Source organism: Mycobacterium sp. 1465703.0, from assembly GCF_001672975.1.
GTDB lineage: Bacteria > Actinomycetota > Actinomycetes > Mycobacteriales > Mycobacteriaceae > Mycobacterium.
Genome location: NZ_LZKU01000087.1, coordinates 1 through 12,643, shown reverse-complemented (window position 1 = coordinate 12,643; position 12,643 = coordinate 1). Strand labels below are relative to the sequence as shown.

At 67.8% G+C, this 12,643-nt stretch carries 9 protein-coding genes and 1 pseudogene; 4 read left to right on the top strand and 6 right to left on the bottom strand.

Annotation, left to right across the window (positions count from 1 at the left end):
- Window positions 1-13 precede the first annotated feature (13 nt).
- The gene (locus A5625_RS08240) at window positions 14-697 is read left to right on the top strand and encodes a hypothetical protein (protein WP_066991393.1); all 684 of its coding nucleotides are present in this window, start codon (window positions 14-16) and stop codon (window positions 695-697) included.
- On the opposite strand, the gene A5625_RS08235 is transcribed toward A5625_RS08240, so the two are convergent.
- Both A5625_RS08235 and A5625_RS08230 read right to left on the bottom strand, forming a co-directional pair.
- Complete coding sequence (locus A5625_RS08235) at window positions 698-1,246, bottom strand: hypothetical protein (RefSeq protein ID WP_066991390.1); 549 nt, start codon at window positions 1,244-1,246, stop codon at window positions 698-700.
- Complete coding sequence (locus A5625_RS08230; RefSeq protein ID WP_066991387.1) at window positions 1,243-4,284, bottom strand: MMPL family transporter; 3,042 nt, start codon at window positions 4,282-4,284, stop codon at window positions 1,243-1,245. Before A5625_RS08230 ends, A5625_RS08235 begins: the two co-directional genes overlap by 4 nt.
- Window positions 4,285-4,634: 350 nt before the next feature.
- Here A5625_RS08230 and A5625_RS08225 point away from each other — a divergent pair, with 350 nt between their 5' ends.
- Entirely contained in the window at window positions 4,635-5,189 is a 555-nt protein-coding gene (locus A5625_RS08225) for a hemophore (protein WP_066991383.1), read from the top strand.
- Here the strand turns inward: A5625_RS08225 and A5625_RS08220 are convergent.
- A complete protein-coding gene (locus tag A5625_RS08220) occupies window positions 5,186-6,391 on the bottom strand; it encodes a TIGR00374 family protein (RefSeq protein WP_066991380.1) in 1,206 nt (401 codons plus the stop codon). The two genes, A5625_RS08225 and A5625_RS08220, sit on opposite strands and share 4 nt — an antisense overlap.
- Before the next feature lie 167 nt (window positions 6,392-6,558).
- Here A5625_RS08220 and A5625_RS08215 point away from each other — a divergent pair, with 167 nt between their 5' ends.
- On the top strand, window positions 6,559-7,707 hold the full coding sequence (locus tag A5625_RS08215) for an AI-2E family transporter (RefSeq protein WP_066991376.1): 1,149 nt from the start codon (window positions 6,559-6,561) through the stop codon (window positions 7,705-7,707).
- A gap of 42 nt (window positions 7,708-7,749) precedes the next feature.
- On the opposite strand, the gene A5625_RS08210 is transcribed toward A5625_RS08215, so the two are convergent.
- Genes A5625_RS08210 through trmB form a run of 3 tightly spaced genes read right to left on the bottom strand, consistent with a single transcriptional unit; the run spans window position 7,750 to window position 12,212 of the window.
- Entirely contained in the window at window positions 7,750-10,656 is a 2,907-nt protein-coding gene (locus tag A5625_RS08210) for an MMPL family transporter (RefSeq protein WP_066991373.1), read from the bottom strand.
- 49 nt (window positions 10,657-10,705) lie between these two features.
- On the bottom strand, window positions 10,706-11,419 hold the full coding sequence (locus A5625_RS08205) for an NYN domain-containing protein (protein WP_066991370.1): 714 nt from the start codon (window positions 11,417-11,419) through the stop codon (window positions 10,706-10,708).
- Between the two features lie 13 nt (window positions 11,420-11,432).
- Window positions 11,433-12,212: a tRNA (guanosine(46)-N7)-methyltransferase TrmB gene (trmB, locus tag A5625_RS08200; RefSeq protein ID WP_197516018.1), complete on the bottom strand. Its 780-nt coding sequence runs from the start codon at window positions 12,210-12,212 to the stop codon at window positions 11,433-11,435.
- A gap of 192 nt (window positions 12,213-12,404) precedes the next feature.
- On the opposite strand from trmB, the pseudogene A5625_RS30030 reads away from it, so the two are divergent.
- Window positions 12,405-12,643, top strand: a pseudogene (locus A5625_RS30030) (hypothetical protein); the annotation flags it as partial.

Below are 12,643 nucleotides of genomic sequence, written 5' to 3'. Positions count from 1 at the left end.
AGGTGAGGATCCGATGAGAAACATCTGGCGGCTCTTCGCATTCGACATCCTGGCCCCGCTGGCCGCCATCGCGGCGCTGCTGGCCATCGGGCTGGTGCTCGGCTGGCCGCTGTGGTGGGTGTCGGCGTGCTCGGTGCTGATCCTGCTGATCGTTGAAGGTGTGTTAATCAACTTCTGGCTACTGCGCCGCGATTCGGTCAGCCTCGGCACCGACGACGACGCACCGGGGCTGCGGTTGGCGGTTGTGCTGCTGTGCACGGCCGCGCTGGTGGCGGCCGTCGCCACCGGCTACACGCACTGGACCAAGACCGACAACGACTTCACCAACGACTCCCGCAAAGTCGTTCAGATCGCCACCGGCATGGCAGAGGCGATGGCGTCGTTCAGCCCCACCGCCCCGACCGGTTCCATCGACCGGGCCACGGCGATGATCGTCCCGGAGCACGCCGCGGGGTTCAAAGAGCAGTACACGAAGTCCAGCGCCGAACTGGCCCAGCACAACGTCACCGCGCAGGCCGCGACGGTGTCGGCCGGAGTCGAGGCCTTGGGGCCGTCGGATGCCAGCGTTGCGGTGATCCTGCGGGTAACGCAGAACACTCCGGGACAGCCGCAAAGCCAGGTGTCGCCGGCGCTGCGGGTGACGCTGAGCAAGCGCGGCAGCGACTGGCTGGTCGCCGATGTGCTGCCGGTCAGATAGTCAGTTGGATTCGGCTGAACGGGCGGTCTTCACCTTGACGAACCGGTCGGACAGTCGCCGGATCCGGATCATCAGTGCGGCCGTCGGACTGGTGCTGCCGTCCAGGTAGCCGCCCAGCTCCTCGGCGGTGACCCCGATGCGGGACGCGAATTCCTGCGGGGCAAGACCCGATCGGTCGATCAGCAGCCCCACGTGCCGAGCCACCTCGGCGCGTTCGTTGGCCTCCAGGTGGGTCCGGGCACGCTCGAGCACTTCCCACAGGGCCTTGGCGATGCCGTACGGCCGGGTGCCTTCCAGCACCTCTTCAACCTGGCGGGCGGTCCGCCCGTACGGGTCGCGCTTGAGCGCGCCGGCGATGCGCTTCCAGGTCGCGATGTCGCCGCCCTGCAGGGCGGAACGGATGGCGGCCGTCGGCCAGAACTCCACCGGCTGGTCGGGGTCCTGAAAGGAGCCGGTCGGCCCACCTGCCGGCCCATGGGGGCGTTGCCGCGGTTCGGGTGCCGGCCGGTGCGGCGGCGGCGCGGGGCGTCGGTCGGGTGCCAACGTCACTTCGCCTCCTCCAGCATCGCTACGGCCACGGACAGACAGCGCTGCCGGATTGCCTCCCAATCCGAGGTGCCGTCGTCTTCCGATCCCTGCTCTTCCGGGCGGTCGCACGGGTCGGGATCTGCGAGTCGGCGCACCAACTGGGTGGCAATCCACTCCCGCCTGGACGATTTACAACAGTAATACCTGTCCATTCCGGCCAGCACCACCGCTGCGGTCTCAGGCGCCAACGAATCGACCATGTCTGCAAAATCGGCATAATCGCGCCGACTGTTACGCCGCATGATGAGGTAACCCTTCAGCCGCAACGCCTCCGCACCGGTCGGTACCAGCAACCGGTCGCCGGTCGGCAGTTGCACGTTGGTGGTCTCGACCGGGCTCCGCCGTTCGTATTTCGGCCCGTCGCCGGCGGCCGCGTTGCTGTCGCTCTCCAGCGCGTCGATCGCGACCGACAGACGTCCCCGCCACAGCGTCACCGGGTGAACGGGCCGGTCCGCCCCGGCGATGGCTTTAGCGATGCCGTTGCGCGAGGTCAGGCCGCCGACCAGCTTCTTGGCCGGCAAGGAACCGTTGGGATGGCCGTTGGGACCGGGCTTCTTGTCGGCCGCGCCCACCCCGACGCTCACCCTTTCCTCGCTCAGGGCGACCTGGTGGGGAATCTGCCCGGGCCCCAAGCCGCGGCTGGGGTCCTCGTCAGCACCCGACGCTGTGGCGCTGCGGCCGCAGCCGGTGAAGGCCAGCGGATCGGTCACGCAGATCGCGTCGGGCGCCAGATGCTTGAGCTTGGCGGCGGACTTGAGCACCATCCGCAGGTCGGCGCTGGGCGCCACCAGCGCCGAAATGTCGTCAGGGATGACGACGACGTCGCCGAGATCGACCTCGGGCAGCGGCCTGTCGAAGTCGACCGACGGCAGGACACGGGACAGCCACGACGGCAGCCACCAGTTCCACTGGGCGAACATCGCCATCAGGGCCGGCACCATGACCAGCCGGACCACCGTGGCGTCCACCGCGATCGCGACCGCGCAGGCCACCCCGATCTCGGCCACCAGCGGCATGCCGGCGAACGCGAAGCCGACGAACACCGCGATCATGATCAGCGCGGCGCTGGTGATGGTGCGGGCGCTGGTGCTGACGCCGTAGGCGACCGCATCGCGGGTGTTGCCGGAGTGCAGGAAGCGCTCCCGGATCCGGGTCAGCAGGAAGATCTCGTAGTCCATCGACAACCCGAAGGTCATCGCCAGCACCAGCGGCGGAACGGTGCTATCGATCGAGCTGATCTGGGCGAAGCCGAGATCCTTCAACCAGCCCCACTGGAACACCATCACCAGGCTGCCGTAGGCGGCCGCGACCGACAGCAAGGTCATCAGCACGCCCTTGAGCGCCAGGAACACCGAGTGCACGGAGACCAGCAGCATCACGAACGCGATCAGCGCGACGATCCCCAGCACCACTGGCTCGGTCTTGGACACCTGGTCGTCGAAGTCTTTGATCAATGCGGTCGGACCGCCGACGTCGACGCGCGCCGTGCCGGCCTCGGGGACCTTGGGCAGTTGGGCGCGCATCCAGCCGACGGTTTCACGGGCCTTCATGTCCTCGGGGTCCACCGACAACACCGCGGACAGCAGCGCGCTGCCGTTGTCCTCGGCGAACTGCGGCGGTGACACCGAGACGATGTTGGGGGCCTGCGACATCCGCTGGCGGATCGCGCCGAGGGTGCGACTGTGTTCGGGAGAGGCGGCGCCGCCGTCGGGGAAGTTGATCAGCACCCGGATCGGGCCCAGCGCGCCGGGACCGAGCGCCTGAGCCGCGGCACCCACCCCAGCGCGGATTTCGTGTGACGAGTCGAACTGGCGCAGCAGGCTGTTGCCCAGCACCATCGATGCCGCCGGTGCGGCCATCACGAGCAGCACCAGCGATGCGGCCAGCGCGGACATCCATGGCCGGCGCATCACCCAGCCGACCCAGCGGTTCCAGAACCGGGATTGGGTGCTTTCCGGCCGGCGCGACCAGTGCAGCAGCGCCGACCGCTTGGCGGCCGCCCGGCCGAACGTCGCGAGCGCCGCGGGCGTCAGCGTCGTCGAGGTCAACATGGCCACCGCGACGGCCAGAATGGCGCCGGTGGCCATCGATTTCAGCGCCGGAGTGTTGATCACGTAGATGCCGGTGAGCGACGCGATCACCGTCATGCCGGACAACACCACGGCCAGCCCGGAAGTCGCCATCGCGGCGTCGACGGCTTCGCGGGGCTGGCGTCCGGTGCGCAGCTCTTCGCGGAACCGCATGAGAATAAATAGTGAGTAGTCGACCGCGAGCGCGATACCGAACATCGACACCGTCGACGTCACGAACACCGACATGGTGGTGTAGGCGGACAGCAGATAGACCAGGCCCATGGTCACCACCACCGTGCAGATGCCCAGCGCAAGCGGGATGGCCGCGGCGGCCAGCGACCCGAAGACGGCGAGCAGCACGATCAGAATGACGGGCAGGTTCCACTTCTCGGCCGCGGCGATGTCGTGCTTGGTGTTGGCCGCCGCTGCGGCGGAGAGCGCGCCCTGCCCGATGACGTAGAGCCGCACTCGGCCGTTGGCGGTCTGGCCGGGTTGATCGCCCTTGATGCCGACCTTGGTGCGCAACTGCTTGGCCACGTCGCTGGTGTTACGGGAATCCAGCCGCACCGACAGCACGTATGGCCGGTCGGGTTGCGGCGGCCGCTGGGTGGGGTTGGGGATTTCCGCGGTGCCCGGGATCCCGGTGGCGATCTGTCGCAGCTGCGCGACGGCGTCGTTCATGTCCTGGTAGCTGGCATCGGGCCGGGGCGCGGCGACCAGCGCCAGCGACGATCCGCCCTGGTCGTGGTAGAGATCCTCGAGTTGATCGTGAACCGCCAGCGATTGCGACCCGGCCACGTCGAACCCGCCGCCGGTGAGATTGCCCGACTGTGTCAGAGCCAAGTAGACGGCCGGAACCAATGCCAGCAACCAGCCTGTGAAGACCAACCAGCGGTACTTACGCAGGCTGCGGCTGAGGCGCATCATTAACTGCTGGATTTTGTCGCTCCCCGGTTCTCGCGTATCGCGTGCTGGCGACGATACCGCAGCGGCCTGTGGATTATGTCGGGTTATCTACATCCTGAGCTGCGGTGACAGCGTTGTTGCCAAGACGCTGCGAAGACGTTGTGAACCGGTGACCAACCGGGATTTCGGTCACATGCCCGGTGCCGGGAATCGTTCGGACTGGCAGCGGTGATATCGGCGATGGCAGGATGTCGAATGGCCCGCGAGGCCCCGGGGGAGTCGGGGGATGCCTGTACTCAGTGGGCCGTCTGTTACAGCCGTTTGCGAGGCGCCGATGCCGGCGATCCGCCGCAAACTCAAAGGAGTTATCCATGATCAAAGCCACCGCCGGTCGGGGCCGCATAATGTTGGCCGGACTGATCGCCGCCACGGTGCCCGGTGCGGCCGTCGCTGTCCTCGTCGGAGCTCCGGCGACCGGTGCCAATGACCCGTGCGCGGCCAGTGAGGTCGCCCGGACCATCGGATCGGTGTCCAAGTCGATGGGTGACTACCTGGACTCGCACCCGGAGACCAACCAGACGATGACGTCGATGCTGCAGCAGCAGGCGGGGCCGCAATCGTTGGGCGGGCTGAAATCCTACTTCGAGGCCAACCCCAAGGTCGCAGGTGACATGACGTCGATCGCCCAGCCGCTGACCAGCCTGTCGATGCAATGCAAGTTGCCGATCTCGCCTTCACAGGCGCTGGGCATGATGCAGCAGGCGCAAGGCGCGGCCGGCGCGCTTCCCGCGCTGCCCGGCAACCCGGCGGGTGCATCGCCGTTGGGCGGCACCGCCGGCGGTCCCCCAGCCGCCGCGCCGCGGCCGGCTCCGCCCGCGGCAACCAACCCGCTGCCGGGTCCGCCGCGGGGCAACACCGTCGGCTAAAGCTGGCCGTCCTGCTCTGGATTCCGGTCGGCCGGATTCTGTTCTGCCGGAGTGCGGTCGGGCGGTAACGGCCCCTGCAGCGCGGTCTCGGTCGGATCGGCGGGTAGGTCGCCGGCCAGGGCAACCAGGGGTAGCGGACCCGTGATCGGGTCCTCGTCGGCGCCGGCGACGTTCTCGGTGCGGAATACGAAGAAGAACACCACCCAGCCGATTGCCGAGATGAGCAACCAGCTGATCAGCCGGTAGATCAGCATCGCGGAGATCGCGTTGGGCAGCGACATCCCGCTGGACACCAGGCCGGGCACCAACACCGCCTCGACGACCAGCAGGCCACCGGGCATCAGCGGGATCGTGCCCACCGCGCGAGCGGCCGCGTAGGCCACCGTCAACCCGGCCACCGAAGCGTGGTCCCCGGCGGCATATGCGGCGAAGCCCAGGCAGGCGACGTCGGCAATCCAGTTGAACATCGACCAGCCGAACGCCACCCCCAAGTCCCGCCGGCCCAGGCTCACTGACTCGAGTTGCCTCAGCGTCTCGCGCCACTTGTCCAGGCCGGTCTCGGCCGGCCTGCCGCGAATCGAGTTGACCCACGCCAACACTCGGCTGCCGATGCCTTCGATCAGCTCCGGGCGGGACGCGACGGCCTGGGCCAGCAGCAGCAGCGCGACGAAGCCGCCGAGGGTGAACAACAGCGAGAACGGGTTGTTCTTGGCGCCCAGCAGGAAGGCGCCGCCCAGACCGAGCAAAGCCAGCCCGACCGCCTGCAGCACACCCGACATCACTAACTGCCACGACGCCACCACCGTCGAGGCACCCCACAGCCGCTGCTGTCGGAACAGGAAGGTCGCCGACAGCACCGGCCCGCCGGGCAGCGTGGTGCTCAGCGAATTGGCGGCGTAAAAGGCGGCCTCGGAGCGCAGCTGCTTGACGTTCACCCCGGCCGATCTGAGCAACGTCCGCTGGATCTGAGCAAAGCTGTGCATCGATGCCGCGGCCGCCGCCACCGACGCGAGCAACCACCACCAATTCGCCTCATACAGACTCATCCAGGCCTTGGCCAGCTGATTCCAGCCCAGCGACACCTCGACGGCAAGCACGATGGCAACCACGCCGAGGATCACCCAGCGCAGCCACCAGTACTTCCCGCGCGAGGTTTCCTCACGCGGAAAGTCGAGCTTGCGGGCGGGTGCGTGGTGCGGCACGTGATTTAGGGTAACGGTGCAGGTGGCGACGCGATCGCTGCACGTCGCCTACCGTGTCAGGGTCGTTCTGGGGTCGTAACCGGATCGTGCCGACGCGATGACTCCGCACGACGCGCGGACGGGTGCGGACACGTTTGGCAGCGCCCCCCGGTGGATAGGCTGGCCAAATGTCAGCAAACCCCGACGACGCGTCGGTCGAACCCCTCGTCCGCAAGACCGCAGCCTGGGCGTGGCGTCTGCTCGTCATCCTGGTCGCCGTGCTGGCCCTGTTGAAGGTGGTCCAGAAACTGGAGGTCATTGTCGTTCCGGTGCTGGTGGCGCTGCTGTTGAGTGCGTTGCTGGTGCCGGTGGTCGACTGGCTGGACATGCGGGGTTTCCCCCGCGGCGGCGCGGTGGCACTGGTGTTGTTGGTCGGCTTCGCGATCCTGGGCGGCATTCTGGCGTTCGTCATCCTGCAATTCATCGACGGTCTGCCCGGCCTGACCGAACAGGTGACGAAAAGTATCGAGTCGACCCGCCGCTGGCTGATCAACGGGCCGGCACATCTGCGCAACGAACAGATCGACAACGCGGGCAACGCCGCCATCGAGGCGTTGCGCAACAATCAGGCGAAGCTGACCAGCGGTGCGCTCTCCACCGCGGCCACCGTCACCGAATTGGTCACGGCGGCGGTGCTGGTGCTGTTCACGCTGATCTTCTTTCTGTACGGCGGGCGCAACATCTGGCAGTACGTCGTGCAGATCATCCCGTTGGACGTCCGCAACCGGGTGCACGAGGCCGGCACCGCCGGATATGGGTCTCTGATCGGGTACGTGCGGGCCACCTTCCTGGTGGCGTTGACCGACGCGGCCGGCGTAGGAACCGGGTTGGCCATCATGGGCATCCCACTCGCGCTGCCGCTGGCATCGCTGGTTTTCCTGGGTGCGTTCATCCCGCTGGTCGGTGCCCTGGTCTCGGGCTTGGTGGCCGTCGTGGTCGCGCTGTTGGCCAAGGGAATCGTCTACGCGCTCATCACGCTGGGCCTGCTGATCGCGGTCAACCAGGTCGAGGCCCATCTGCTGCAACCGCTGGTGATGGGCCGCGCGGTTTCGATTCACCCGCTCGGGGTGGTGCTCGCCATCGCCACCGGCGGTGTCGTCGCCGGGATCGTCGGTGCCTTGCTGGCGGTTCCGACCGTGGCGTTCCTCAACAACGCGATCCAGGTGTTGTTGGCGCCGAATCCGTTGGCCGAAGCCGAGAAACAGACTGAGGAAGCGGACGAGAAGAGCGCGATCCTGCAGGCCGAACCCGACAAACCCGAGAGCGAAGCCGGCTGAGGCCGAACGCTTTTCGTGGTTTATCGGCGCGCAGTGCGCTGCCTACAGCCGTCCCTCGCGGCGCAGCAGATCCTGGGCGGACAGGCCACCCCCGGAGCGCCGGCGCTGCCGCGCCGGGTCGCCGTTCTCGCCCTGCCCGCGCGCGTTCACCTGCTCGGTGGCCGCGTTGGGATCGTTGCCTTCCGCGCGCATCTTCGGCAGCGCGGTAGTGGGTTCGGCAGCTTCGCTGTCGCCGTCGTCGGCCCGATTGCCGGGAACCGGGATGGCCCGGGTCTGATCGTCGGACGGCGGTGCCGCCGGACCCGGCGTGGGGGGCCGCTGCTGGGCGGAATTGGTCGCCGGGCGCGGGGCGGCCGACCGGTCACGGCCGGGTGCACCCTGAGCGGAGAAGCGGGTGGTGCTGGCTTCGGTGGGATGGCTGGGCCGGGCCGGGGTGCGCGTGCCGGCGGCTTCGCTCGCCCGCATGCTCGCCCCACTTGGAGAGGGCTCCTGGGCGGGCCGCAGCTCGGGCGGGGCAGCCGGGCGGGCCGCCCGCGACGGCTCCAGCGGGCCGGGATGAGTAGGGTCGTGCGGTGGCCGCGGCGCCGCGGCCACCAGGCTGGCCGCCACCGGCGGCCGCGCCGGCCGGCCATTGAGGGTGGGCCGCTTGCGCTCGTCAGGCAGGTCGATCTCGCCCAGCCCAATCTTGTTCTGCAGGCGTCGCGCCCAACGCGGCGCCCACCAGCAGTCGTCGCCGAGCAGCTTCATCACCGACGGCACCAGGAACATCCGCACCACGGTGGCGTCCAGCAGCAGTGCCGCCATCAGGCCGAAGGCCAGATATTTCATCAGCACCAGATCGGAGAACACGAACGAACCGGCCACCACCGCCAGCACCAGCGCGGCCGCCGTGATCAGGCGTCCGGTGGTCGCCGTCCCGATCCGGATGGCCTCGGCCGTCGACATGCCGCGTTCACGTGCCTCGACCATGCGCGACACCAGGAACACCTCGTAGTCGGTGGCCAGACCGAAACCGACCGCGACGACCAGCGCGATGAGCACCACCATCAGCGGCGTCGGGGTGAAATTCAGCACGCCCGACAAGTGCCCGTCGACGAAGATCCACGTCAAGATGCCCAGGGTGGAGCCCAGCGTGAGGGCGCTCATCAGCACCGCCTTGACCGGCAGCACCACCGACCCGAAGGCCAGGAACATCAGCAGCAGGGTGGCGCTGAGCAACAGCACCAGCATCAACGGACCCTTCTCGGCCAGGCTGTGGATGCTGTCCTGCTCCAGCGCCGGCGTGCCGCCGACATAGAGGTTCAGCCCCTTCGGGGGATTCACCGACCGCAGTTCGGAGAGCTTCTTCGCTGCATCGCTCTTGTTGAGCAGGCCGTTCTGAATCACCCGCACCGAGCCGTCCTTGGGCACCGATGTCCCGTTCGGGCCGGCCACGCAGGGGTTACCGGCGATGGTCGGGCAGGCGCGTTCCTGCCAGGTCTTGTCGGTGAAGCCGCCGATCGAAGAGATCCTGTTGCGGATGTCGGCAACCTGCTGATCGGTCACCTTGCTGCCGTTGGTGCTCTGGATCACCATCGTGAGCTGCTCGGTCCGGTAGCCGGGGAATTGCTTGTCGAAGTGCTCCTGCGCCAGGCGCACCGGATTGTCCGGGGGCAGGTACTTCTCGCTCATGCCGCCGAACGACAGGTTGCCCAGCGGGATGACCAGCAGGATCATGCCGACGGCGATCGGGATGGCGAAGGCCAGCGGGCGCTTCATCACCCAGTTGACGAGCTTGCCCCAGAACCCTGCCTCGACCTCTTCGCGGGTTTTGGTCTTCTGCAGCCGGTCGGCCAGCCAGTTCAGGTAGGCGCGCGAATACTTCCAGTTCCGCAGGAACGGCACCCGGAACGCGGTCCGCACGCCCAGCGCGTCGACGTGGCGGCCGAGGATCCCCAGGCACGCCGGCAGGAAGGTGATCGACAGCAACGCGGCAAGTCCAACGGCGGCGAAGATTGCGTAGGTCAGCGAATGCACGAAGCCCTGCGGCAGCACCAGCAGGCTGGCGCTGGACGCGATGATCAGCACGGCGGAGAAGGTCACGGTGCGCCCGGCCGTCATCACGGTTCTTCGCACCGCGGCCTCGGTGTCGTAGCCCTCGGCTATCTCCTCCCGAAACCGGCTCACCACGAAAAGCCCATAGTCGATGGCGATACCCAGGCCGATCAGCGATACGACCGGCTGGGCGAAGAAGTGCACCGGCCCGAAGGCGGCGACCAGGCGCAGGATGCCCAGCGAGCCGGCGATGCTCAGGCCACCCACGATGGCCGGCAGGCCGGCGGCGACCGCGCCGCCGAACACCAAGAACAGCACGACCGTCACCAACGGCAGCGCCAGGACCTCCATGCGGCGCTGGTCGGTGGCGATGGTGCCGGTCAGCGCTTCGGCGATGGGCTCGAGGCCGGCCAGCTGCACGGTGCCGCCGTCGAGCTTCTGCATGGCCGGCTGGATGGCCTTGTAGTTGTTCAGGATGCTGTCGTCGTCGTCGCCCTTCAGCGGGATGGACACGAAGGTGTGCTTCTTGTCCTCGCTGACCATGCCCTTGATGACGGGATTGGTGCTGTCCGGCGCCGCAAGCCAGCCGGCCCAGCCGACGACCTGGTCGGGGTGGTCGGTCTTGAACTTGTTGAGTTCGCCGACGATCTTCTCCCGCCACGCCGAATCATCGACCGTTTTGCCGTTGGGGGCGGTGAAGGTGGCCACCACATGGCTGGTCCGATCGCGGCCGTAGGTCTGGTCGCCCAGCACCGAGGCCTTAACGGATTGGCTGCCTTCGTCGTAGAAGCCGCTCTGTGTAACATGCTTGCCCAGGCTGATTCCGAAGACGCCGCCCAGCAGACACAGAGCTACCGTGACCCCGATCACGATGTACCGGTACCGGTACACAGTTCGACCCCACCAGGCGAACACGCAAGCTCCTTACTGGATCGTCAACGACCCGCGCATTGGTTTTCCAGTGTCACACACGCGCGGTCAACAGCGCGGACAGCGGCCGGAACGGCTGCAGCCACGCACCCTGGTCAGGCAGCGAATCTAGGCCGATCCGCGGCAACGGCTCCCGGAAGACACCGGCGATGTCCTCCAGATCAACGAAGTCCAAGGTATCCGACGCTAGCGCCCAACTCGCATGTTCGCGAAATCCGATCACCTGGACGCTGACCCCGGTTCGTGCGATGTCCTCGAGCGGTTGACGAAACGCCTGACCGTCGGCCGACGCCACTACCAGCGCCGCCAGCCCTTCGGTGCGCCGCAGTTCGATGTGGGCCAGCATGTCGCGGTCGACGTCGCTGTCTTCGTCGATCTTCGGCTTGGCGAACACCGCAAATCCCACGTTACGGAGCGCGTCCACCCAGGGCCGGACGACGTCGGCGCTGCCCGGCGCGATGTTGGTGAACACCGTGGCCTCGGGTTCGACCACCACGCCCGGCCGCCCGGCGCTGACCTCGGCGGTGCGCGCCAGCAGCCAGCGCCCCAGCGCGTCGAAACGCGGGCGTTCCAGCGCCGTCGGGCGGCGGCCCAGGATCGAGCCCAAACCCATGTCGAGGTTGGGGGCGTCCCACACCAGCAACACCCGTCCACCCGGGGGAGAGAAATCACCCAGCGCGTCGCCGGACAGCACCGCGGGCGGTGCGACGGGACCTGGCCCCGCCGCGGTCTCTTCGGTCAGGCTCATAGTCATCGCCTACTCATCGTCTAAGCCAAATGAATTCGGTGACGGCGCTGCCCGCTTCTTGAGCCTTCGTCTCGTACTTGGTGGTCGGGCGCCGGACCGAGATGGGCAGCGCACTGTCGCCGGCGACCGGACGCAGCCGGGGTTCACCCGCACCGACCTCAGCGATGTGTTCGGCGTAGCCGGCGTGGTCGGTCGCAACGTGCAGGACACCACCGGGGAGTAGCCGGTCGGCTATCAGCCCAATCGTTCCCGGCTGCAGGAACCGGCGCTTGTGATGCCGCGCCTTCGGCCACGGATCGGGAAAGAAGACGCGAACCCCGGTCAGCGAACTCGGAGCGATGAGGCGTTGCAGGACGTCGACGGCGTTGCCCCGGATCAGCCGGATGTTGCTTACCTTGTCGCGGTCGATCGCGCACAACAGTTGCGCCAGCCCGCGCCGGTAGATCTCCACCGCGATCACATCGATGCCGGGCTCGTCCTTGGCCATCGCCAGGGTGGAGACGCCACTGCCACAACCGATTTCGAGGACCACCGGTGCCTGGCGCCCGAACCACGAGCGGGTGTCCAACGGGGGTTCCCGGCGTTCGGGTTCATCGGCGGCGCCCACCGAGAGGCCGAGTTCGGGCCAGCGCCGTTCCCAAGTCTGGCGCTGGGCATCGGAAAGGGCCGATCGTCGCGATCGGAACGCCGTAGCCGGGAGATAGCGCTGGCCAGAGCGGTCGGAGTTCCCCGTCGGCGTGTCGGCAGGCATCGCCACCCCGCGCTCAGCATGCATTTGTCCATGGTGGCCTATAAACCTGCGATGTAGCCGCCCCTGGTCCGGATTGATACCCAACAGTTGCCTTGAGCTGGTAACTGATTAACGGTGGCTCGCTTCTTGGTGACGTGGGTGCCACCATTCGGTGGGACCGCTCGGCATCGGCGTTGCACCCGATAGCGGCAGCGCCGGCTGGGTGGCCGGGTCATTGAAGACAACAGGCGGGATATGAGGGGACAAGGACACCAGAGTTTCGTCAACGAGCTGGCGCGGTTCGCTGCCGGCCAGCGCGACCCGCGCGTGACGGCGATCGCCCAGCGTTCCGCCGCACCCTTGCGTGTGGTGGTGGGCGGCCGGCGCGGGGTCGGCTGCCGCACCGTGGGCCGCGCCCTGGGCGATCGCCGTCACGCGCGGGTCGCGCTGGCCGGCAGCGAACCGCGCCAGCTCGTTGACGAAACTCTGGTGTC